The sequence below is a fragment of the Streptomyces sp. NPDC054047 genome, from assembly GCF_055585065.1.
Genome location: NZ_JBVJKV010000002.1, coordinates 909,971 through 931,146, shown reverse-complemented (window position 1 = coordinate 931,146; position 21,176 = coordinate 909,971). Strand labels below are relative to the sequence as shown.

At 70.2% G+C, this 21,176-nt stretch carries 20 protein-coding genes; 3 read left to right on the top strand and 17 right to left on the bottom strand.

The window, feature by feature from the left end:
- Positions 1-20: 20 nt before the first annotated feature.
- From ispG to ACZ6ZP_RS10580, 15 genes are all read right to left on the bottom strand, one after another.
- Positions 21-1,187, bottom strand: a complete 1,167-nt coding sequence (gene ispG, locus ACZ6ZP_RS10650) for a flavodoxin-dependent (E)-4-hydroxy-3-methylbut-2-enyl-diphosphate synthase (protein ID WP_469406371.1) — start codon at positions 1,185-1,187, stop codon at positions 21-23.
- Between the two features lie 4 nt (positions 1,188-1,191).
- Positions 1,192-2,214 carry an adenosyl-hopene transferase HpnH gene (gene hpnH, locus ACZ6ZP_RS10645; RefSeq protein WP_351161211.1) on the bottom strand — a complete coding sequence of 341 codons (1,023 nt, stop codon included), beginning with the start codon at positions 2,212-2,214 and terminating at the stop codon, positions 1,192-1,194.
- 5 nt (positions 2,215-2,219) lie between these two features.
- Positions 2,220-2,870 (bottom strand): phosphorylase family protein, encoded by a 651-nt coding sequence (locus ACZ6ZP_RS10640; RefSeq protein ID WP_361461387.1) that lies wholly within the window; start codon positions 2,868-2,870, stop codon positions 2,220-2,222.
- Positions 2,870-4,864, bottom strand: coding sequence for a squalene--hopene cyclase (gene shc / locus ACZ6ZP_RS10635; RefSeq protein WP_351161205.1), 1,995 nt, complete (start codon positions 4,862-4,864; stop codon positions 2,870-2,872). The genes ACZ6ZP_RS10640 and shc overlap by 1 nt, the downstream gene beginning before the upstream one ends.
- A 101-nt stretch (positions 4,865-4,965) precedes the next feature.
- Positions 4,966-6,096, bottom strand: a complete 1,131-nt coding sequence (locus tag ACZ6ZP_RS10630) for a polyprenyl synthetase family protein (RefSeq protein ID WP_351161203.1) — start codon at positions 6,094-6,096, stop codon at positions 4,966-4,968.
- Positions 6,093-7,505: a hydroxysqualene dehydroxylase HpnE gene (gene hpnE / locus ACZ6ZP_RS10625; protein WP_351161200.1), complete on the bottom strand. Its 1,413-nt coding sequence runs from the start codon at positions 7,503-7,505 to the stop codon at positions 6,093-6,095. The genes ACZ6ZP_RS10630 and hpnE overlap by 4 nt, the downstream gene beginning before the upstream one ends.
- 109 nt (positions 7,506-7,614) lie before the next feature.
- Positions 7,615-8,565, bottom strand: a complete 951-nt coding sequence (hpnD, locus tag ACZ6ZP_RS10620) for a presqualene diphosphate synthase HpnD (RefSeq protein ID WP_361461398.1) — start codon at positions 8,563-8,565, stop codon at positions 7,615-7,617.
- Positions 8,562-9,458 carry a squalene synthase HpnC gene (gene hpnC, locus ACZ6ZP_RS10615; protein ID WP_351161195.1) on the bottom strand — a complete coding sequence of 299 codons (897 nt, stop codon included), beginning with the start codon at positions 9,456-9,458 and terminating at the stop codon, positions 8,562-8,564. Before hpnC ends, hpnD begins: the two co-directional genes overlap by 4 nt.
- A 335-nt stretch (positions 9,459-9,793) precedes the next feature.
- Positions 9,794-10,582: an ABC transporter ATP-binding protein gene (locus tag ACZ6ZP_RS10610; RefSeq protein ID WP_351161192.1), complete on the bottom strand. Its 789-nt coding sequence runs from the start codon at positions 10,580-10,582 to the stop codon at positions 9,794-9,796.
- Complete coding sequence (locus ACZ6ZP_RS10605) at positions 10,575-11,504, bottom strand: ABC transporter permease (RefSeq protein ID WP_351161189.1); 930 nt, start codon at positions 11,502-11,504, stop codon at positions 10,575-10,577. The genes ACZ6ZP_RS10610 and ACZ6ZP_RS10605 overlap by 8 nt, the downstream gene beginning before the upstream one ends.
- A gap of 95 nt (positions 11,505-11,599) precedes the next feature.
- Positions 11,600-12,472, bottom strand: a complete 873-nt coding sequence (locus tag ACZ6ZP_RS10600) for a glycosyltransferase family 2 protein (protein ID WP_351161695.1) — start codon at positions 12,470-12,472, stop codon at positions 11,600-11,602.
- 20 nt (positions 12,473-12,492) lie between these two features.
- Positions 12,493-13,272 (bottom strand): CDP-alcohol phosphatidyltransferase family protein, encoded by a 780-nt coding sequence (locus ACZ6ZP_RS10595; protein ID WP_249586469.1) that lies wholly within the window; start codon positions 13,270-13,272, stop codon positions 12,493-12,495.
- A complete protein-coding gene (locus tag ACZ6ZP_RS10590; protein WP_351161186.1) occupies positions 13,250-14,314 on the bottom strand; it encodes an iron-containing alcohol dehydrogenase family protein in 1,065 nt (354 codons plus the stop codon). The genes ACZ6ZP_RS10595 and ACZ6ZP_RS10590 overlap by 23 nt, the downstream gene beginning before the upstream one ends.
- Positions 14,302-15,039 carry a phosphocholine cytidylyltransferase family protein gene (locus tag ACZ6ZP_RS10585; protein WP_351161184.1) on the bottom strand — a complete coding sequence of 246 codons (738 nt, stop codon included), beginning with the start codon at positions 15,037-15,039 and terminating at the stop codon, positions 14,302-14,304. Before ACZ6ZP_RS10585 ends, ACZ6ZP_RS10590 begins: the two co-directional genes overlap by 13 nt.
- Complete coding sequence (locus tag ACZ6ZP_RS10580) at positions 15,036-16,856, bottom strand: DUF5941 domain-containing protein (RefSeq protein WP_399974381.1); 1,821 nt, start codon at positions 16,854-16,856, stop codon at positions 15,036-15,038. Before ACZ6ZP_RS10580 ends, ACZ6ZP_RS10585 begins: the two co-directional genes overlap by 4 nt.
- Before the next feature lie 257 nt (positions 16,857-17,113).
- Here ACZ6ZP_RS10580 and galE point away from each other — a divergent pair, with 257 nt between their 5' ends.
- The 3 genes from galE to idi all read left to right on the top strand — a co-directional run bounded on the left by galE (position 17,114) and on the right by idi (position 19,875).
- Positions 17,114-18,097 (top strand): UDP-glucose 4-epimerase GalE, encoded by a 984-nt coding sequence (gene galE / locus ACZ6ZP_RS10575; protein ID WP_361461405.1) that lies wholly within the window; start codon positions 17,114-17,116, stop codon positions 18,095-18,097.
- Positions 18,098-18,262: 165 nt separating this feature from the next.
- Positions 18,263-19,189 carry a cation diffusion facilitator family transporter gene (locus ACZ6ZP_RS10570; protein ID WP_351161179.1) on the top strand — a complete coding sequence of 309 codons (927 nt, stop codon included), beginning with the start codon at positions 18,263-18,265 and terminating at the stop codon, positions 19,187-19,189.
- Between the two features lie 92 nt (positions 19,190-19,281).
- A complete protein-coding gene (gene idi, locus ACZ6ZP_RS10565) occupies positions 19,282-19,875 on the top strand; it encodes an isopentenyl-diphosphate Delta-isomerase (RefSeq protein ID WP_351161176.1) in 594 nt (197 codons plus the stop codon).
- A gap of 13 nt (positions 19,876-19,888) precedes the next feature.
- Here idi and ACZ6ZP_RS10560 read toward each other — a convergent pair whose 3' ends face one another.
- Both ACZ6ZP_RS10560 and ACZ6ZP_RS10555 read right to left on the bottom strand, forming a co-directional pair.
- Complete coding sequence (locus ACZ6ZP_RS10560) at positions 19,889-20,404, bottom strand: ATP-binding protein (protein WP_383823295.1); 516 nt, start codon at positions 20,402-20,404, stop codon at positions 19,889-19,891.
- A 93-nt stretch (positions 20,405-20,497) separates the two neighbouring features.
- Entirely contained in the window at positions 20,498-21,163 is a 666-nt protein-coding gene (locus ACZ6ZP_RS10555; protein ID WP_351161174.1) for an HdeD family acid-resistance protein, read from the bottom strand.
- Between the last annotated feature and the right edge of the window lie 13 nt (positions 21,164-21,176).

Genomic DNA, 21,176 nt, shown 5'->3' with positions numbered 1-21,176 from the left:
GGCCCCCTCTCTGGTTCTTCTCAGCTCACGGTGACGTCGGGCACCCCTGAGGTGACGCCCTCGTCCTCCATCTGTGCGGCGATCTTCATCGCCTCTTCGATGAGGGTCTCCACGATCTTCGACTCGGGGACGGTCTTGATGACCTCGCCCTTGACGAAGATCTGCCCCTTGCCGTTGCCGGACGCGACACCGAGATCCGCCTCGCGGGCCTCCCCCGGCCCGTTCACGACACACCCCATGACGGCGACGCGCAGCGGCACTTCCATGCCGTCCAGGCCCGCCGTGACCTCGTCGGCCAGCTTGTACACGTCCACCTGGGCCCGCCCACAGGACGGGCAGGAGACGATCTCCAGGCGCCGCTGGCGGAGGTTGAGGGACTCCAGGATCTGGATGCCGACCTTGACCTCCTCGGCGGGCGGCGCGGACAGCGAGACCCGGATGGTGTCGCCGATGCCCTCGCTCAGCAACGCCCCGAAGGCCACCGCCGACTTGATCGTGCCCTGGAAGGCCGGGCCCGCCTCCGTCACACCGAGGTGCAGCGGGTAGTCGCAGGCGGCGGCCAGCTGGCGGTAGGCGTTGACCATGACCACCGGGTCGTTGTGCTTGACCGAGATCTTGATGTCGCTGAAGCCGTGCTCCTCGAAGAGCGACGCCTCCCACAGGGCCGACTCGACCAACGCCTCGGGAGTTGCCTTGCCGTACTTCTTGAGCAGGCGCGCGTCCAGGGAGCCCGCGTTGACGCCGATCCGGATCGGCGTACCGGCGTCGTTCGCGGCCCGCGCGATCTCCTTGACCTTGTCGTCGAACTGCTTGATGTTGCCGGGGTTCACCCGCACCGCCGCGCACCCGGCGTCGATCGCCGCGAAGACGTACTTCGGCTGGAAGTGGATGTCGGCGATCACCGGGATCTGCGACTTGCGCGCGATGGTGGACAGCGCGTCCGCGTCGTCCTGCGTCGGGCACGCGACCCGCACGATCTGGCAGCCGGACGCCGTGAGTTCGGCGATCTGCTGCAGCGTCGCCCCGATGTCGGACGTACGCGTCGTGGTCATGGACTGCACCGAGACGGGCGCACCGCCCCCCACGGCCACCGGCCCGACCTCGATGCGCCGCGAGACGCGACGCTCCGCGATCGGTCGGACCGGCAGCTCAGGAAGGCCCAGTGCGACAGGCGTTCCAGGGGTCATCACGTCACCCGCGGTTTCCGGAGACCGTCTCGCGGGCGGCGCGGATGGACTCCTTGAGGGAGCCCATGGTGGCGAGGACGGCGGTCGGCTCGTAGCCGCAGTGCGCCATGCAGTTGGCGCACCGCGGGTCCTTGCCGCGGCCGTACTTGCTCCAGTCGGTCTCCTCGATGAGCTCCTTGTACGTCGGGACGTACCCGTCGCTCATCAGGTAGCAGGGGCGCTGCCAGCCGAAGAGCGAGTAGTTCGGGATCGCCCACGCGGTGCACGGGAAGTCCGCCTTGCCCTCCAGGAAGTCGAGGAACAGGGGCGAGTGGTTCAGGCGCCAGCGCCGCCTGTTGCCGCCCGCGAAGGCCTTCTTGAAGAGCTCGCGGGTCTGGTCGACGCCCAGGAAGTGCTCCTGGTCGGGCGCCTTCTCGTAGGCGTAGGCGGGCGACAGCATCATCTCGTCGACTTCCAGCTCGTCGTTGAGGAAGTTGAGGACCTCGATGATGTTCTGCGGCGTGTCGTTGCTGAAGAAGGTGGAGTTGGTGGTCACCCGGAAACCCTGCTTCTTGGCTTCCTTGATGGCCTCCACCGCCTCGTCGAACACACCCTCCTTCGCGACGGATTCGTCGTGCCGCTCACGCATGCCGTCGATGTGCACGGCGAACGCGAAGTACGGGGAAGGGGTGAACTTCTCCAGCTTCTTGCGCAGCAGCATGGCGTTGGTGCAGAGGAAGACGTACTTCCTCTTCGCCACCAACTGCCGCACGATCTCGTCGATGTGAGGGTGCATCAGCGGTTCGCCACCGGCGATGGACACCATCGGCGCACCGGATTCCAGCACGGCGCCCACGGCCTGGGCCACCGGCATGCGCTGCTTGAGCACTCCGGCCGGGTGCTGGATCTTTCCGCATCCCTCGCACGCGAGATTGCACGCGAAGAGCGGCTCCAACTCGACGATCAGCGGAAACTTCTCACGCTTGCGGAGCTTCTGTTCAAAGAGATACGTCGCGACCTTGATGGTCTGGCGCAGCGGCATGGCCATCTGGCTCACCTCCGGGGGAGCAAAGAAGAACGGTGCCATTCGAAAAATGCGGGAAGCACGGCACGAAGAACACGGAAAGCCGATATTCCACCGCGCACCGTGCCGATGCGGACGAGTTCGTGCTGTGGGGCGTCCACGACCACCCGGACGGCGGCAACCGGCCGGTCTCCCGCCCGCAGCGCGCTGTGCAGCGTCGCGGCGGACTCCATGTCCACCGCGATCGCGCCCGTGGCGAGCAGGTCGGCGCGTTCGTGTCCGCGGACGACGTGGTCGGAGCCGGTGAGCGGGCCGGTGTGCACGGTGCGTCCCGGCAGGGCGCGCACCAGCTCCTTGACCAGCAGATCGGTGCCAACGCACTCCGTGTGGCCGTGTGCGTCGCGGGTCTCCTCGGCGACGACCAGGTCGCCGGGGTGCATGCCGGGGGCGAGCCCGGCACAGAAGCCGGTGGCCACGACGGCGGCGTGGCGCAGCGGTTCCTTGCCGAGGGCGCCGGTGACGGCGCGCTCGGCGTTCTTGGGGCCCATGCCCGTGCGGAGCACGGTGACCCGCCCGTGCGCGCCCGTGCGGTCGCCCGTGCGCAGGGCGAGGCGCTCGATGCCGAGCGCGCAGGCGATCAGCAGCGGTGCGGGGTCCTGCGCGGCCGGGGTGCGCTCCATCAGCCCCCCTTGACGGTGAGGCCCGCGAACGGCTCTCCGTTGACGTACCGGCCAAGGGCGGTGAGGGGGAACACCTGCCGGTAGAGGTGGTAGTTGATGGAGAAGTCCCAGGGGAAGCCGGTGCCGGTGAAGTACGGCTCGTCCCAGGAGCCGTCGTCCCGCTGGGTCTCGGCGAGCCAGGTGACGCCGCGCTCCACGGCCTTGGACTCCGCCTCGCCGGCCGCGAGCAGCGCGAGCAGCGCCCAGGCGGTCTGCGAGGCGGTGGAGGCGCCGTGGCCCCGCCACTCCTCGTAGCGGTAGGAGCGCAGGTCCTCGCCCCAGCCGCCGTCGTCGTTCTGCACCGACTCCAGCCAGGCCACGGCGCGGCGCACCGCGGGGTGCGAGCCCGGCAGGCCCGCCGCGGTGAGCGCGGGCACCACGGACCCTGTGCCGTAGACGTAGTTGACGCCCCAGCGGCCGAACCACGAGCCGTCCGGCTCCTGTTCGGCGAGCAGCCACTCGATGCCGCGCCGGGTGCGCGGGTCGTGTGCCTTGCCCTCGATGGCGAGCATCTCGACGACGTGCCCGGTGACGTCGGCCGACGGCGGGTCGATGACCTCGCCGAAGTCGCAGAACGGCAGCCGGTTGGGGAACGGGCTGGTGTTGTCGGCGTCGAAGGCCGCCCAGGCGCCGTTCTTGGACTGCATGCCCAGGTTCCAGCGCACGCCGCGGGCGATCGCGTCCTCCATGCGCCGGCGGTCCGGGTGGTCGACGCGGCGCAGCGCCAGGATGACCTCGGCGGTGTCGTCGATGTCCGGGTAGTTGTCGTTGTGGAACTCGAACGCCCAGCCGCCCGGGGCCAGTCGGGGCCTGCGTACGGACCAGTCACCGGGGCGTGTGATCTCCTCGGCGAGCATCCAGTCGGCGGCCTTGACGAGCTGCGGGTGGTCGGCGGGCACGCCCGCGTCGGCGAGCGCGATGGTCGCCAGACAGGTGTCCCAGACCGGCGACTGACAGGCCTCGATCATCCGGGCGCCGTCCTCGCGCCAGACCGCGAACCGGTCGAGCGAGGCGAGGCCCGCCTTGAGGACCGGGTGCTCCAGGTCGTAGCCGAGCAGATGCAGGGCGATCACGGAGTAGACGGCGGGCGGCTGGATGCCGCCCCAGCAGCCGTCGTTCTCCTGGCGTTCGATGATCCAGCGAGCGGCGTGGTTCATCGCCGCCTTGCGTACTTTGCGCGGGGCGACCTTGTGGTAGAGGTGCAGCGCCTTGTCGAGGCGCTGGAAGACGCCGTCCCAACTGGCCATCGGCGCAAGGGGCTTGCCGGGGTTGGGTACGCGCGCGTCGCTGTGCAGTTCGTCCAGCGTGAAGGGCGCGGGCCGGACGGGGCGCTTGGCGGAGACGACCGTGAGCGGCACGATCGTCTGCCGGGCCCAGCACCCGAAGTCGTAGATGTTGAGGGGCAGCCACTTGGGGAAGTAGATGAGCTCCGGCGGGAGTTCGGGCAGGTCGTCCCACTTCCACCAGCCGAACAGGGCGAGCCAGATACGGGTGAAGACCCGGCTCGCGGCGATGCCGCCCTGGTCGCGGATCCAGGCGGAGGCCCGCGCCATGTGCGGATCGCCCGGGGCGTCGCCCGCGAGGCGCAGCGCGACGTACGCCTCGATGGTGGTGGAGAGCTCGCCGGGGCCGCCGAAGAAGGTGGCCCAGGTGCCGTCGTCGCGCTGCTCGCCGCGGATGAAGAGCGCGGCGGCGCGGGTGGTCTTCTCGTCCCGGATTCCCAGGAACTGACGGAGCAGCAGGTCCTCGGCGTCCATCGTCACGTTCGTGTCGAGGTCGCCCTTCCACCAGCCCTGGGCGTCCTGCTGCGCGAGCAGGAAATCCGTGGAGCGCCGTATGGCGCGCGCGGCGGCGTCGAGCGGCCCTGCCGTCGCTACGGCCCGGTCGAGTGGCTGGCTGGCCGAGGCCGCGCGGGGCGTCACCGCTCCGGTGCTTCCGTCGGTCGTCGCTGTCATGGCTTCCCCTTCGTGCAGTCGTCTTCTCTGCTGTGGGTCCGCCGTCGGCCGACGCGCTGGGCGCCGGCCGGCGACTGCGAGTCATATCTGCCCGATAGTGATCATCTCTTCCGTACGACGACGAAGTCGGCGAGCGCGACGAGCTGCGCCCGAACCCGGTCAGGCATCTGGACGGTGTCCAGCGCCTCGATGGCGATGGTGTGCTGGCGCCGGGCCTCCTCGGCGGTCCACTCACGGCCGCCCGCCTGCTCGATCAGGGCGGCGCGTGCGGCGAACTCCTCCTCGGAGAAGCTGTCGAAGTCGTTGCTCTTGGCGTCGGCCGCGAGCAGCTCGCCGAGCTGCTCGGAGGCGGGTCCGCCCGCGGCGAGCGCGGCCACCACCGGCAGTGACTTCTTGCGCTGGCGCAGGTCGCTCCAGGTCTGCTTCCCGGTGGCCTCCGGGTCGCCCCAGATGCCGAGCAGGTCGTCCACGGCCTGGAAGGCGAGGCCGAGGTGGTAGCCGTACTTCTCCAGCGTGTCGGCGGTGTGGTCGTCGGCGCCGCCGAGGACCGCGCCGATGGAGACCGCGCAGGCGAGCAGGGCGCCGGTCTTGTTGCCCTCCATCTCCAGGCACTCCTCGACGGTGACCCGCTCGCGGTGCTCGTAGGAGATGTCCTGCGCCTGGCCGTCGATCAGGGCGCGGGTGGCGGTGGTCAGGCGGCGCGTGGCGCGGCCCGCCTCGACGGTGCCGATCTCCAGGAGGATCTCGTTGGCGAGCGCGAAGAGGGCGTCGCCGACGAGGATGGCCTGGGCCGGGCCGTGCACCTTCCACACCGTGTCGCGGTGGCGGCGCTGCTCGTCGCCGTCCATCAGGTCGTCGTGCAGCAACGAGAAGTTGTGCACCAGTTCGACGGCGACAGCTCCGGGTACGCCGACCTCCGGCGCGGCGCCCGCGGCCTCCGCGGAGAGCAGGGCGAGGGCGGGGCGCACGGCCTTGCCGCCGTCGCCGTCCGCCGGGTTGCCCTCGGCGTCGATCCAGCCGAAGTGGTAGGCGGCTACGGTGTCCATGGGCGGCGCGAGGCGGTCCACGGCGGCCCGCAGCACCGGGGTGGCCAGCGTCCTTCCGCGCTCGAGCAGTGAGGTCACGTCCACCGTGTCGGCAGCCGATTCGGCCGAGGGCACAGTCGGCACAGTCTCTCCTCTTGTTCCGGTGCTGGATTCCTGGGGACCTGACCCCAGAAGGTCGAGCTTCACGCGGCCTCCTCGACGTCGAAGAGGTGGTCACGGGGGCGGTCGAGCGCACGGAGAGCCGCGTCGGCGGCACTGATGCCGCTGCGGACGGCGCTCTCCATGGTCGCGGGCCACCCGGTGGCGGTCCACGCACCGGCCAGGTACAGGCCGTCGGCCTTGGTGCGGGCACCGGGCCGCAGCCGGCCCACACCGGGCGTCGGCGCGAACGTGGCCGTGCGCTCCCGGGTCACGAAGAAGTCCCGCACCTCGGCGCCGTGCGCGGCGGGCAGCAGCCGCTCCAGCTCCGGCAGATAGCGCTCGCGCAGCGCGGCGACGGGCGCGTCGATCTCGTCCTGGGCAGCGGACTGGGACAGCGCGAGGTACTGGCCGTCGGCGAGCCCGGAGGCGTCGGTCCGGTCGAAGACCCACTGCACCGGCGAGCCGATGGCCGCGAAGAAGGGCCGCTTGAGCACCTTGCGGTCGTACACGACGTGGATGTTGAGGATCGGCGCGTTGTCGATGTCGAGCAGCCGGTCGGGCTCGTCCAGGACGCCGTCCGGCAGCAGGTCGTGGGTCTCGTGCTGCGGCACGGCGAGCACGACGGTGTCCGCCTCGATCTCCTCGCCGGGAACTTCTACCTTCCAACCCCCGTTCTCCGTACGGGAGATGGAGGTGACTCGTGTCCTCAGTTCGGTTCGCACGCCCGCGGAGTCGAGCGCCTTGCGGGCGAGCGTGTCATGGAGATCACCGAGGGGCACGCGTGCCCAGCCGATGTCGGCGGCGCCCGGGTCCGAGAGCAGCCCGGTCTTGAAGACCATCGCGGCGAGGCCCAGCGAGGAGTCCCCCGCGACGGCGTTCAGCGTGGCCACGCCGACCAGGTCCCACAGGGCCTCGACGGCACGCGCGGACTGACCGTGCGCGGCGAGCCAGCTGCCGAAGTCCTGGCCGTCCAGCTTGGGGTCGGCCGGGTCGAGCCCCTTGAGGGCGAGCGCGGCGCGCCCGACGTTGGCGCGCTCGGCTAGCGACAGGTGCGGATACGTGGCGAGGCTCGCCGCCAGGTGCAGCGGCACGGGCAGCGCGGTGCGGCGCAGCCGGCCCAGACGGTTCCGGTCGGCGTCGAGCACGGGCACGTCGAGACGTTCCTGCAGGGGCGCGAGGGCCGCTGCGTCGACGCGGTCGAGGAACCAGCGGTAGGCGGTGCAGCAGCGCAGATAGACGTGCTGGCCGTTGTCGACGGTCAGCTCGCCGCGCTTGAAGGAGAAGGCGAGCCCGCCCAGCCTCGGCCGTCCTTCGAGCAGCGTCACGCGCAGGCCCGCGTCGGCGAGGGACAGCGCCGCGGTGATGCCGGCCAGACCGCCGCCGACCACCACGGCGGCCCCTCGTCCCACGTGGTCGTCGGCCTCCGCGGACGATCGCGTGTCGTCGTCTCTCATGCGCTTCCCCCCTCGGCCGTTGCAGTCTGGGACGCCGGGGCGGAGCGGAGGGTTGCCCACCGGTTGGCGGAGGTTGCCCTACGTTCACCGCATTCGCCGTGGATGCCCATCAAGTACGCCTCCTGACGGTCTGTCGGGAGATGGTGCGGGCGTCGAGACCGGAGAGACCGCGCACGGCGACGTACGCCTTTTCGCGTCCCGGCAGCGAGACACGTCCGCGCAGGACCGCCTCCGGGTCCCGCTCGATGCGGTCGAGAAGCCGCCGGTAGATGCCCGCCATGGCGGCGACGCAGGCCCCGCTGCGCCTGTCCAGCATGGGCAGCAGCCGGTACCCCTCGGCGAACAGCGCCCGCGCCCTGCGCACCTCGAAGTGCACGAGCCCGGCGAAGTCGGACCCGGCGGGCGGCTGCGGGCCCGAGAAGCCGGCGGAGCAGCCGAACTTCGCCAGGTCGTCGGCGGGCAGATAGGTGCGACCGCCCTCCGCGTCCTCGCGAACGTCACGCAGGATGTTGGTCAGTTGGAGCGCGAGCCCGAGCGTGTCGGCATACTCCGGCGCGCGCTCGGCGTTCAGCGCCCCCCGCTCCGTGCCGAACACGCCGAGGGAGAGCCGTCCGATGGCCCCCGCCACGCACCGGCAGTAGACCTTGAGGTCCTCCCACGTCTCGTACGTCTCACCGCGGACGTCCATCAGGACGCCGTCGATCAGCTCGTCGAGCCCTTCGAGCGGGATGGAGAAGTGCGTCGCGGCGTGCGTGAGCGCGACCGCCACCGGGTCGGTGTCGTCGTCGTCCACCTCACCCTTGCGGATGCGGGCGAGCAGCGCCCGGGTCTCGTCGAGGCGCTCGGCCTTGACGTCCGGCGCGAGCGCGCCGTCGCCGATGTCGTCCACGCGCCGCGAAAGGGCGTAGAGCGCCGACATCGCGCGGCGCTTGGGCATCGGAAGCAGCCTGATGCCGTACGCGAAATTGCGTGCCTGCTGCCCGGTCACGGCCTCGCAATAGCTGTATGCGGCGAGTACCGGCGCGGACACGTTCGGGCCTGACTCCACGGTCCGGCTCACCCCTCTCCTCGCAGAACCGCACCCACCTCGCGCAGCAAACGCGGTTTGGTGGGCTTGGGCGGTCCAGGAAGTACGTCGTATCCGGCAGCGGCGATCGCGTGAACCGCCGCTCTCCCCCCAGCCACGAAGCCCGCAAGCAGCACCTTCAGCCTGCCGTGGACGCTACCCACCAGGGGGGTGCCTTCATTCAGGAGGCAGCGGGCGCGTTCTGCTTCATATGCAACCAGCGCGCGCACCGATGCGCCTGCTGTCACTGCGGTCAGGTCCCGCTCCTGGACATGAAACCGCTTCATGTCCTGCGCGGGCAGGTAAATACGGTCCCGCCCCAGGTCCTCGGCGACGTCCTGCAGGTGCTCGACGATCTGGAGGGCGGTGCACACCGCGTCCGAGCGGCGGATCCGCTCCGGGGTCGCGGTGCCGGTGATGCCGAGGACCAGACGGCCCACGGGGTTCGCGGACAGCTCGCAGTAGGCCAGCAGGTCGTCGTACGTCTCGTAGCGCGCGACGAGCTGGTCCTGGCGGTTGGCCGCGATCAGGCCGAGAAAGGGTTCGGGGGTGAGGCCACAGCGGCGCACGGTGGGCTGGAGGGCGCGCATCAGCGGGTGGCGGGGCGTGCCGTCGAAGACCCGGCGCAGGTCGGCCTCGAAGGCGTCCAGGAGGGCGATGCGGTCGTCGGCGGCCTCGGGGTCCACGCCGAGGTACCGGGCGTCGGCGCCGCCGGGGGCAAGGTCGCCGTCGCCGATGTCGTCCACGAGGCGGGCGTAGCCGTACACGGCCATGAGGTCGTCGCGCCAGGCGCGGGGCAGGAAGAAGGGCGCCACCGGGAAGTTCTCGTCCGCGGCCTTCGCGAGGACGGCGGATGCGTCGCGCAGATGGAGATCATCCGTAGCCATTGCCGTCACATCTCCCGTTCTACACTGCCGACCCAATACATCCTATTTCGGACACGCCGCCCGGCACTCCGCGAGGCGGACCGAGTCATGAGCCGGGGCGCCGCGCGATATCGCCCCACTTGCCGCGAATCAGCACCGGTACAGCTTACGTTGTACAACGCAGCCTGCATCGTCGGGGTGTTCCGCGCATCACAACAACACACCGATTGGCGTCAATCTTCCCTGGGCCCAAGGGACTTGAGAGGCCATTGGGGCAGTCGAAGACTGATGACGCGGCAGAGCCCCACCGGGTTGACTCCGGCGGGGCCCTGGCGTATTCGGACGTACGGGCGGGGCTACTTGCCCGTGAACTTCTCGTACTCCTTGATGACCTCGTCGGTCGGCCCGTCCATGCGCAGCTCACCGCGCTCGAGCCACAGCACACGGTCACAGGTGTCACGGATGGACTTGTTGTTGTGGCTGACCAGGAAGACCGTGCCGGCCTCCTTGCGGAGCTCGCGGATGCGGGCCTCGGAGCGCTTCTGGAACTTCCGGTCGCCCGTCGCCAGCGCCTCGTCGATCATCAGTACGTCGTGGTCCTTGGCGGCCGCGATGGAGAAGCGCAGACGGGCGGCCATGCCGGAGGAGTAGGTGCGCATCGGCAGGGTGATGAAGTCGCCCTTCTCGTTGATCCCCGAGAAGTCGACGATGTCCTGGTAGCGCTCCCTGATCTGCTCGCGCGTCATGCCCATCGCGAGCCCGCCGAGTATGACGTTGCGCTCGCCGGTCAGGTCGTTCATCAGGGCCGCGTTCACGCCGAGCAGCGAGGGCTGGCCGTCGGTGTAGACCTTGCCCTTCTCCGCGGGCAGCAGGCCCGCGATGGCGCGCAGCAGGGTCGACTTGCCCGAGCCGTTCGAGCCGATCAGGCCGATGGCCTCGCCGCGGTAGGACGTGAAGCTGACGCCGCGCACGGCGTGCACCTTGCGTACGCCCCGCTCCTCGCCGCGCCGGACGATGCGGCTCAGCGCGGAGGTGGCGCTGCCCTTGCCCGTCTTCGCGCCGTTCACGCGGTAGACGATGTGCAGCTCGTCCGCGATGACGGTGGGGATGTGCCCCTTGTCGGTGATCTTGTCTTCTTCAGCCACGGCCGTAACGCTCCTCAGCCTTCCAGAAGTACACGAAGCCGCCGACGGCGACCAGCACGGCCCAGCCCGCCGCGACCGCCCAGACGTGGTTCGGGAGGTATTCGCTGCCGTAGCCGTCGATCAGCGCGAAGCGCATCAGGTCCATGTAGATGGCCGCGGGGTTCCACTGCAGGATGTCCGCGATCCACTCCGGCCTGCCCTGGAGCATGACCGGGATGGAGAACATCACGCCGGACGCGTACATCCACGTACGCATCACGAACGGCATGAGCTGCGCGAGGTCGGGGGTCTTGCTGCCGAGCCGCGCCATGATCATCGCGAGGCCTGTGTTGAACAGGAACTGCAGGGCGAGGACCGGGAAGATCAGCAGCCACGACAGCTTGGGGTAGCTGCCGAAGCCGATCGTGATGATGAAGAGCACGATCATCGAGAACAGCAGCTGCTGGAGCTGCTGGAGCGAGAACGAGATCGGCAGCGAGGCCCGCGGGAAGTGCAGCGCGCGGACCAGGCCCAGGTTGCCGGAGATCGACCGGACGCCCGCCATCACCGAGGACTGCGTGAAGGTGAAGACGAAGACGCCCGTGACCAGGAACGGAATGTAGACCTCACGTTCGAAGCCCCGGTCCGCCTTCAGGATCAGGCCGAAGATCAGGAAGTAGACGAGCGCGTTCAGGAGTGGCGTCGCCACCTGCCACAGCTGGCCGAGCTTGGCCTGGCTGTACTGGGCGGTCAGCTTCGCCTGCGAGAAGGCGAGGATGAAGTGGCGCCGTCCCCAGAGCTGGTGGACGTACTCGAAAAGTCCGGGCCGTGCGCCGCTGACGGTCAGACCGTACTTGGCGGCGAGATCGGCGCGGGAGAGCCCGTCATCGGGCGACGGGGGCGCTGTCACCGCGACTCCGCCGTCATGCGTTGTCTCACTCACGAGTGGAAACTTTCGTCTTCAGATGCGCAGCCGGTCGGGCGTAGGCGTGGGCCAGGGACCGGGGTATGGCCCAGATGTTCTCAGACCCGAGCTTGTCAGATGACAGGAGGTCGGCCCAGTCGGGTCAGGCGCCACACCGTACGCCACTTCATCGGTCGGCGAGGTCCGCAGGGCGTCGTCCAGCCCTCCTTGAAGCCGCCGAACCAGGCCTTGAGCGCGGGGCCCGAAGGCCGCCTGGCCAGGGTCAGGAGCATCCACACGCCGAGGTAGACCGGGACCAGGAGCGCGGGCAGGTTGCGGCGGGCGAGCCAGACGCGGTTGCGGGCGACCATTCGGTGGTAGACCGCGTGCCGGGACGGGGCGGTCGTGGGGTGGAAGAGCACCATGTCGGCGCGGTAGTCGATCATCCAGCCCGCGTTCAGCGCACGCCAGGCGAGGTCGGTCTCCTCGTGGGCGTAGAAGAACTCGTCGGGCAGGCCGCCGACCTCGGCCATGACCTGCGTACGGACGGCGTTGGCGCCGCCGAGGAAGGTCGTCACGCGCGAGGAGCGCATCGGGTCGGCCGCGCGCAGCCGCGGGACGTGGCGGCGCTGGGTCTCACCCGTGTCCGGGTCGGCGATGCGGAAGCTGATGATGCCGAGCTTCGGGTCGGCGGCGAAGGCCTCGCGGCACAGCTGGGCCGTGTCCGTGTTGGCCAGGAGGCCGTCGTCGTCGAGGAAGAGGAGCACGTCGACGTCGGTGCCGCCGGGGCCGAAGGCCTCGATGCCGACGTTGCGCCCGCCGGGGATGCCGAGGTTCTCGGGCAGCTCGACGGTGCGTACGCCTTCGGGGACGTCGGGCACGGGGGCGCCGTTGCCGACGACCACCACCTCGACCGGGTCGCCGTCCTGCTTGGCGACCGAGTCGAGCAGGGCGCGCAGCTCCTGCGGCCGGTTGCCCATGGTGATGATGACCGCGCCGACCTTCAGGGGCCGGCTCCCCGCCGCACTCACTTCAGCCTGCTGGAGGCGAGGATGGACACGAGGTGCAGCAGGGTCTGCAGCATCGCGATGCCGGCCAGGACGGCCACACCGATGCGCGAGAAGAGCAGGTCGCCGCGGACCGAGTCCACGATCGCGAGGACCAGGATCAGCAGGGACGCCTCGATGCCGAGCACGAGCCGGTGGAACTTCAGGGCGCCCGCGGCCCTGCGGGCCAGGGCCATGCCGGAGGAGCGCGGCTCGGAGGCCGACTCCTTGACCGGCGCCAGGCCCTGCTGGTGCCGGGCGACACCGACGAGGTCGGTCTCCGCCTTGATCAGGATGGCGCCGAGCGCGGCGAGCGTGCCGAGGAAGGCCCACAGCCAGTCGATGCGGCCCGAGCCCCACAGGTCGGCGGCGCGCAGGCCGAAGCCGACGAGCACCGCGGCGTCGCACAGGTACGCGGCGACGCGGTCCAGGTAGACGCCGGCCATGGAGTACTGCTTGCGCCAGCGGGCGATCTCGCCGTCGACGCAGTCGAGCAGCAGATACAGCTGGACCATGATCACGCCGAGCACGGCGCCCGTGATCCCCGGCACCAGAAGCGCCGGGGCGGCGAGGGCGCCGGCCACGGTCATCAGATACGTGAGCTGGTTGGGCGTGATCCTGGTGTTCACCAGGTAGCGGTCGCAGCGCAGCGAGATCTCTCGCATGTACAGGCGTCCCGCCCAGTGCTCACCGCTGCGCCGGTCCTTCACCCCTGCGGGGTGAACGACGGGGCGGAGTTCAGCTACCGATGGCCTTGGCATAGTCGGCGTATGCGTCCTTGATCTGGTCGGAATTCAGATTGAGGTGCTCGAGGATCGTGTAGCGCCCGGGGCGCGTCTGCGGGGCGTACTCCACGACCTGGACGAACTCGTCCACGGTGAAGCCGATCTCCTCCGGCGTCACGGGAAGGCCGTGCCTGCGCAGCACCTCCACCATGTACGCGGACTCCTCGTGGGCCCCGCGCAGGAACATCGCGAAGGCCGCGCCCAGGCCGCACTGCTCGCCGTGGCTCGCCGCGCGCTTGGGGAAGAGGAGGTCGAAGGCGTGGTTGATCTCGTGGCAGGCGCCGGACGCCGGGCGGGAGTCGCCCGACACGGACATCGCGATGCCGGTGAGGACCAGACCCTCGGCGAGGACCTGCAGGAAGGCGTCGTCGCCGACACCGCCGGGGTGGCGCAGGACGGCTTCGCCGGCCTGGCGCGCCATGGCGGCCGCGAGCCCGTCGATGTCCTCGCCGCGCTCGCGTGCGGCCAGCTCCCAGTCCGCGATCGCGGAGATGTTGGACAGGGCGTCGCCGATGCCGGAGCGCACGAAGCGCACGGGGGCCTCACGGATCACATCGAGGTCGATGACGACCGCGATGGGGTTCGGCACTCCGTACGAGCCGCGGCCCGCGTCGTTGTCGAGCGTGGCGACCGGCGAGCACAGGCCGTCGTGCGACAGGTTCGTCGCGACGGCGACCAGCGGCGCGCCGACCCGCGCGGCGGCGAACTTGGCACAGTCGATGATCTTGCCGCCGCCGAGGCCGACGACCGCGTCGTAGCGGCCCTTCTTGATGGCGTCGGCGAGCTTGATGGCGTCATCGAGCGTGCCGCCGCCGACCTCGAACCACTCGGCGGTGGGCAGCGACGGTTCGAGCCGCTGGCGCAGTACCGCGCCGGAGCCACCGCTGATCGCGATGGCGAGTTTGCCGGAAGACGAGCAGATCCGCTGGTCGGCGAGGACACCGGCCAGGTCGTTGAGCGCCCCCGGCCGGATGTCGACGACGACCGGCGAGGGGATGAGCCTCGTCAGTACTGGCACGCGATCTCCCGACCCTTGGCGAGGTCGTCGTGGTTGTCGATCTCGACCCACTTGAGGTCGCCGATCGGCGCCACGTCGATCTTGAAGCCGCGGTTGACGAGCTCCTGGTAGCCGTCCTCGTAGTACAGGTCGGGGTCGCGCTCGAAGGTGGTCTTCAGGGCGTCGGCCAGCTCTTCGGCGGCCTCGCCCTCGATGAGCGTGACACCGATGTACTCGCCGGTGGCCGTCGCCGGGTCCATCAGCTTGGTGATCTTCTGGACGCCCTTCTCGGGGTCCACGATGACCTTCATCTCCTCGTCGGCGAGGTTCTTCACCGTGTCGAGGGCGAGGATGATCTTCTTGCCGTCGCCGCGGGCGGCGAGCAGCGTCTTCTCGACGGAGACGGGGTGCACGGTGTCGCCGTTGGCGAGGATCACGGTGTGCTTGATCGCGTCACGACCGCACCAGAGGGAGTAGGCGTTGTTCCACTCCTCGGCCTTGTCGTTGTCGATCAGCGTGAGCTTGAGGCCGTACTTCTCCTCGAGCGCCGCCTTGCGGTCGTAGACCGCTTCCTTCTTGTAACCGACGATGATCGCGACCTCGGTCAGACCGATCTCCGCAAAGTTGCCGAGGGTCAGGTCGAGGATGGTGGTGTCACCGTCGACCGGCACCAGGGCCTTGGGAAGCGTGTCGGTGTAGGGGCGAAGACGCCGTCCGGCGCCGGCCGCCAGCACAAGGCCGATCATGCGGGTTCTCCTTCATCGTGTACGGCGGGTGCGCCGCGCTTGTGGGCGGTCACCCAGTAGCGGATGCTCTCGACGAGCACCACGAGTGCCACGGCCACGGCGAGTGCCGTGAGCGCGACGGTGAAATCTGTGTCGGTGAGCAGAGCGGCGGCGAGTGCGACCGCCAGCGTCCTGCCCTCGTGCCCGCCGATCGCCCGCACCAGCCAGTGCGGCGGCGCGCCCGCGCCGCCGCGGATGCGGTACACCGTGTCGTAGTGATGGTAGGCGACGGCGGACACCAGTCCGAAAGCCGCGGGCAAGGCGCCGTTCACGTCCGCCTTGGCGGCGAGCAGCAGGATCGTGCCGTACTCGGCCGCCCGGAAGAACGGCGGGACCAGCCAGTCGAGGGCGCCCTTGAGGGGGCGGGCGACGGCGAGACCCGAAGTGATGACGTAGATCACCGCGGCGACGACGACCCACGGGCTGCCGTAGGACGTGAGACCCGCCACGCAGACGATGGCCGCGCCGCCGGCGAAGGCGAGCACCGGCGCGGGCACCGGCAGGGCGGCGCGCCCCAGCGCCGCGAAGGCGGAGGCGAGCGGCCCGGAGTCGGCGAGGTCGGCCAGCGCCTGTGCGGCGCGGTCGGTGCGGGTCGCCCTGCGGGTCAGCGAGCGCAGGACGCGGCCCGCCGTGGTGTAGCAGGCGGCGAGCGCGCAGCCGACGAGCAGTACGACCAGGGTGATGCGCGGCGTGGTGACCGCGGTGAGCACGGCGATCAGCGCCCAGCGCTCACCGATCGGCAGCACGATCATCCGGCGCAGCCAGACCGTCCAGCCGACGCTGTCGAGCTTGTCCGAGAGTGCCGCGGTGGGGCTGGTGTTGGCGGTCGCGGCGATGCTGTCGGCGTTTGCCTCGTTGAAGGAGAAGTCCACGACGTGCCGGCAGGTCTGCAGGACCATCGCGCCGAGCGCCAGCGCCCATACGTCGTCGCCGCCGCGGGCGGCGCCGAGCGCGAGGCCCGCGTAGTAGGCGTACTCCTTGGCGCGGTCGAACGTCGCGTCGAGCCAGGCGCCCAGCGTCGAGTACTGCAGGGAGTAGCGGGCGAGCTGCCCGTCCGTGCAGTCCAGGACGAAGGAGAAGAGCAGCAGCAGGCCGGCCGCGACGAAGCCGCCGCGGGTGCCGGTGGCCGCGCAGCCCGCCGCGATCAGCGCGACGACCAGCGAGGCGGTGGTCACCTGGTTCGGGGTGAGGCCGCGGCGCGCGCACCAGCGGGCGATGTAGCGCGAGTAGGGGGAGACGCAGTACGTCGTGAAGAAGCCGTCCCGCGACTTGACGGCCGTGCGCAGGCGTACGGCTTCGTCGTCCACGGCGGCGACGGCCTGCCGTGCCTCGTTCCGCGTCTGCGGATCGCTGGGCACGGTGGCGACGAGGGTGCCGAGGTCGGGGCGGTGGACCGCGCGGCCCTCGGCTTCGATCGTTTGCGCCGCCTGGTCGGCGAGTGCCTCGACCGTCAGGGCCGAGCCGCCCGTGGTGCCGGAGCCGGTGGTGGCCTGCAGCGCGCGCGTCAGGTCCGCCCTGGCCTCGGGCTGGGCGGTGACGGCGCCGGGGACGGCCGACGCGGCGAAGCGCGGGTCCGTCAGGCCGAGGCGAAGCGCGTGGACGTGGCCCACGAAACGCGCGTCGACGACCGCGACCCGCTGTCCGGCGGGGACGGCGGCAAGCAGCGTCTCGGTGTCCGCCGCGTCGGAGGCGATGCGGACGTCAAACCCCAGGGACCGCAGATCGCCTTCGAGCGGCGACCCGGGGACCGGCTGACCGGTCAGGATGGCGGTCGACAGACGAACTCACTCCTTGATTGCCGGCGCGGCTCGCGCCGGGCACGTGCGTGATGAGGGGCGCCCCAGGCCGGCAGCGGCCGGGCGGCACGTCGGCAGAGGCTATCGGATGATTGGAAGCAGGCGTTCACCGCCTGTTTACGGCCCGATAAGCACGGCCTGCGAGGGCCCGTGCCAACTCGATCATCATGGTCGATCGGGGGCGGCACCCACAAACCGCGCTTCGTTCGACCGGCACAAACGACATAAAGTCGACGCCCATGACATGGATGATCACAGGTGGAGCGGGATATATCGGGGCACATGTGGCGCGGGCGATGGCCGGCGCCGGGGAGCGGGTCGTCGTCCTGGACGACGTCTCGGCCGGGGTGCCCGAGCGGCTGCCGGCGGACATCCCTCTCATCAGGGGCTCTTCGCTCGACGGTGAGCTGCTGCGGCGGGTCTTCGCCGAGCACGGCGTGACGGGTGTGGTGCATCTCGCGGCGCGCAAGCAGGTCGGCGAATCCGTGGAGCAGCCGCTGCGCTACTACCGGGAGAACGTGGGCGGCCTGGTGACGCTGCTCGAAGCGGTGGCCGACGCCGGGATCAAGCGGTTCGTCTTCTCCTCGTCGGCCGCGGTGTACGGCAACCCGCCCGACGTGGAGCTGGTGGCGGAGGACACCCCGTGCGTCCCGATCAACCCCTACGGCGAGACGAAGCTCGCCGGGGAGTGGCTGGTGCGGGCGGCGGGCCGGGCGCACGGCATCGCGACCGTGTGCCTGCGCTACTTCAACGTGGCGGGCGCGGCGTCCCCCGAGCTCGCGGACACCGGGGTCTACAACGTGGTCCCGATGGTCTTCGACCGGCTGCGCAACGACGAGGCGCCGCGCATCTTCGGCGACGACCACCCGACCCCGGACGGCACGTGTGTCCGCGACTACATCCACGTCGCCGACCTCGCCGACGCCCACCTCGCGGCGGCCCGCCGCGTCGAGGCGCACCCCGAGGGCGACCTGACGGTGAACATCGGCCGCGGCGAGGGTGTTTCCGTACGCGAACTCGTCACCCTCATCGGCGAGATCTCCGGCGACGGGCGCCCGGCGCTCGTCGAACCGCGCCGAGCGGGCGACGCGCCGCGCGCCGTCGCGGACGCGCGTCTCGCCGCCGAAAAGCTGGGCTGGAAGGCCCGGCGCTCCGTACGCGAGATGGTCGAATCCGCGTGGGACGGCTGGTGCCTCCACCACCCCGAGGCGCGCCGCTCCTGATCGTTCCGACGCTCTGACCTGCGGTCATTTCCGCAGGTCAGAGCATATGACAACGGTGTTCAGTGCCGTGTTGCCGGATACCCCCCACCCGTAGTTCACTGTGATCGCGACAGACGCGCGACCAGGGAACAGACGACCGATACCGAGCACACGGAGGCGGCTTCCATGGGGGCTGGGCACGACCACGGGCACACGCACGGGGGGACGGCGACGGCGGCGTACCGAGGGCGGCTGCGCATCGCGCTCTCGATCACGATCACCGTCATGGTGGTCGAGATCGTCGGCGGCATCATGGCGGATTCGCTCGCGCTCATCGCGGACGCGACGCACATGGCCACGGACGCGCTGGGCCTGGGCATGGCGCTGCTCGCGATCCAGTTCGCCAACCGCCCGGCGACGGAGAACCGCACCTTCGGCTACGCCCGCGCCGAGATCCTCGCCGCACTCGCCAACTGTCTGCTGCTGCTCGGCGTCGGCGGCTACGTCCTGTACGAGGCGATCGAGCGGTTCATCACGCCCGCCGAGACCGAGGGCGGCCTCGCCATCGTCTTCGGCGTCATCGGCCTCGTCGCGAACATGATCTCGCTCTCGCTCCTGATGCGCGGCCAGAAGGACAGCCTGAACGTGCGTGGCGCCTTCCTGGAGGTCATGGCCGACGCGCTGGGCTCCTTGGCGGTCATCGTCGCGGCGGTGCTCATCCTGACCACCGGCTGGCAGGCGGCGGACCCGATCGCCTCGCTGGTCATCGGCCTCATGATCGTCCCGCGTACGGTGAAGCTGCTGCGGGAGACCCTGAACGTGCTCCTGGAGTCCGCGCCCAAGGGCGTCGACATGGCCGAGGTCCGCTCGCACATACTGGATCTGCCGGGCGTCGAGGACGTCCACGACCTGCACGCCTGGACCATCACGTCGGGGATGCCGGTCCTGTCCGCACACGTGGTCGTCAGCACCGAGACGCTGAACGCGATCGGCCACGAGAAGATGCTGCACGAGCTTCAGGGCTGCCTGGGCGACCACTTCGACGTCGAGCACTGCACGTTCCAGCTGGAGCCGGTCGGCCACGCGGAGCACGAGGCGAAGCTCTGCCACTGACGCACCCTGAGAGTGGCTTCGGTGGTTCCTTGCCGATAGGGCCCCTCGCGTACGGCAGACTTGAAGCTCGAAGACCGAAGCGAAGGATGGGTATGCCGACCACACCTGCCACCGCGGCGAACAGCTCGTCGAACGGCACCGGAGAAGCGATCTTGCTGGAACTCGTGGACGAGGACGGCAGGACGATCGGCACAGCGGAGAAACTCTCCGCGCATCAGGCGCCCGGGCAGCTGCACCGGGCGTTCTCCGTCTTCCTCTTCGACGAGCAGGGGCGGCTGTTGCTGCAGCAGCGCGCCTTGGGCAAGTACCACTCCCCCGGCGTCTGGTCGAACACCTGCTGCGGCCACCCGTACCCGGGCGAGGCGCCGTTCGCGGCCGCCGCGCGCCGGACGTACGAGGAGCTGGGTGTCTCGCCCTCGCTGCTCGCGGAGGCGGGCACCGTGCGCTACAACCACCCGGACCCCGACTCGGGCCTGGTGGAGCAGGAGTTCAACCATCTCTTCGTGGGGATGGTCCAGTCGCCGCTGCGGCCCGATGCGTCCGAGGTCGGCGGGACCGCGTTCGTGACGGCCGCCGAACTGGCCGAGCGGCATGCGAAGGGACCGTTCTCCGCGTGGTTCATGACCGTCCTGGACGCGGCGCGCCCCGCCGTCCGGGAACTGACGGGGCCGTCCGCCGGCTGGTGAGTCAACTCCCCTGCTAGGCGCAGCCGTTGGGCTTCAGGGGCAGGGCCGCCCAGATGACCTTGCCCCCGCTCGCGGTCTGTTCGACGTCGCAGGCACCGCCCGCCTCCTGCGTGATCTCACGGACGAGGAGGAGACCGCGGCCCCCGGTCTGGCCGTGGTCGGTCACCAGGGCGGTCGGGCGGTAGGGGTGGTCGTCCTCCACGGAGACCCGCACCCACTCGGCGCCCACCGCCACCTCCACCGCCAGCATCGGCGAGAGCAGCGCCGCGTGCCGCACCGCGTTGGTGACCAGTTCGGAGACGATCAGGAGCAGGCCCTGCACCAGGTCGTCCGGGGCGGGCACACCCTGCCGGGCGAGCAGGTCACGTACCGCGTGCCGCGCCTGGGGCACCGAGGCATCGACGGCGGCGGCAGTGAACCGCCACACTCCTTCGTACGGAACCTTTCCGGTCTCCGGAGGGAGCGGGCCGGGCCCCCTCCCGTCGTCGTCCATCGTCCGGTCGCCGCCCTTGCGCTCGATTGTCACCACGCATCGAGTGTTGGGAATGCCCTGGTCCGGACCGGATAACTGACCAGAAGTCAGCGACTATCGACGGTTTTTGATCACTGACGCACATCCACGTCAGTTGTGTGACTGCTCCTGTCCGTCCGGTTTCGCTTTCAAGCTTTCTTCGGGTTGTACGGGTTGCCCGGCTCCCGGCCCATCGGCAACCATGCTCACGATCCGGCGCCCGCCCAGGCCCGCGGCGAGCAGGCCCAGGCCGTCGAAGAGCAGCGCGAGCGAGAAGAAGCAGCCGATCACGTACTGGCTGCTGCTGGGCCAGTTGGCGAGCACCAGGATGCCGAGAAGGAGACCGAAGGCGCCCTGCACGAGCGTCCAGCCGAACTGCGGGCCGCGCACCACCAGACTGCCGACAAGCCGGAACACGCCGCCGGTCAGGAACAGCAGCGCCGCGAACATCGTCAGCGCCTCCGCCGCCACATCCGGCCTACGGATGATCACGACACCGGCGGCGAGGTTCAGCGCGGCCACGACCACGCCGAGCCAGAAGAAGTTCGTGCCCCGGGACTGCACCGCGTGCAGCAGTCCGACAAAACCGCCGATCAGGAGCAGCCAGCCGAAGAGGAGCATGGAGGTCAGGGTGGCGACGCCGGTGTAGACCAGGCCCACGATCCCCGCCACCGCCAGGATCACGCCCATCAGGGCCAGCCAGCCGAGGCTGCGGTTGAGCTGTTTGGCGCCCTGGGCCTCCGGTGCGGCGGGCCTGGCGTTCTTGGGTCGGGCCATCAGCGTCTCCGTC

What these genes read in the sequence shown, in the direction of transcription:
- ispG (WP_469406371.1), bottom strand. Translation starts at nt 1,187, where the DNA reads ATGACCCCTGGAACGCCTGTCGCACTGGGCCTTCCTGAGCTGCCGGTC.
- hpnH (WP_351161211.1), bottom strand. Translation starts at nt 2,214, where the DNA reads ATGGCCATGCCGCTGCGCCAGACCATCAAGGTCGCGACGTATCTCTTT.
- ACZ6ZP_RS10640 (WP_361461387.1), bottom strand. Translation starts at nt 2,870, where the DNA reads ATGGAGCGCACCCCGGCCGCGCAGGACCCCGCACCGCTGCTGATCGCC.
- shc (WP_351161205.1), bottom strand. Translation starts at nt 4,864, where the DNA reads ATGACAGCGACGACCGACGGAAGCACCGGAGCGGTGACGCCCCGCGCG.
- hpnE (WP_351161200.1), bottom strand. Translation starts at nt 7,505, where the DNA reads ATGAGAGACGACGACACGCGATCGTCCGCGGAGGCCGACGACCACGTG.
- hpnC (WP_351161195.1), bottom strand. Translation starts at nt 9,458, where the DNA reads ATGGCTACGGATGATCTCCATCTGCGCGACGCATCCGCCGTCCTCGCG.
- ACZ6ZP_RS10595 (WP_249586469.1), bottom strand. Translation starts at nt 13,272, where the DNA reads ATGCCAAGGCCATCGGTAGCTGAACTCCGCCCCGTCGTTCACCCCGCA.
- ACZ6ZP_RS10585 (WP_351161184.1), bottom strand. Translation starts at nt 15,039, where the DNA reads ATGATCGGCCTTGTGCTGGCGGCCGGCGCCGGACGGCGTCTTCGCCCC.
- galE (WP_361461405.1), top strand. Translation starts at nt 17,114, where the DNA reads ATGACATGGATGATCACAGGTGGAGCGGGATATATCGGGGCACATGTG.
- ACZ6ZP_RS10570 (WP_351161179.1), top strand. Translation starts at nt 18,263, where the DNA reads ATGGGGGCTGGGCACGACCACGGGCACACGCACGGGGGGACGGCGACG.
- idi (WP_351161176.1), top strand. Translation starts at nt 19,282, where the DNA reads ATGCCGACCACACCTGCCACCGCGGCGAACAGCTCGTCGAACGGCACC.
- ACZ6ZP_RS10555 (WP_351161174.1), bottom strand. Translation starts at nt 21,163, where the DNA reads ATGGCCCGACCCAAGAACGCCAGGCCCGCCGCACCGGAGGCCCAGGGC.